Here is a 441-nt window from a genome sequence, read left to right on the forward strand (position 1 = left end):
GCTTTTCACTCCTTACCACAAGTCATCCGATGGCATTAAACGACCAACCGGTTCGGGCCTCCCCACACATCTCTGTGTGGTTCACCCTGCTCATGGCAAGCTCACCTGGCTTCGGGTCTTATGCGTACTACAATATATGTTCTTGCTCTTGCGGCAAAAGAGACGCAAAAGCAAAAACATAAAGATCGCGCTGTTCACACTCGGTTTCCCTATAACTCCACCCCAGAAGGGCTTAGTTTGCAGCACACATAAACTCGTTGGCTCATTCTTCAATAGGCACGCCGTCACCCCGTTGTAACGGGGCTCCGACTCCTTGTAAGCATATGGTTTCAGGTACTATTTCAACGCCCTCCCGGGCTGCTTTTCACCTTTCCCTCACGGTACTAGTTCACTATCGGTCACAAAGTGTATTTAGCCTTAGGAGTTAGTCCTCCCAGATTC

At 49.7% G+C, this 441-nt stretch carries 1 rRNA gene; it reads right to left on the reverse strand.

Annotation, left to right across the window (positions count from 1 at the left end):
• A 23S ribosomal RNA gene (locus AC3DEV_RS17110) occupies positions 1–441 on the reverse strand; the annotation flags it as partial.

This window comes from Dietzia sp. IBK-p2-15D (assembly GCF_057773105.1).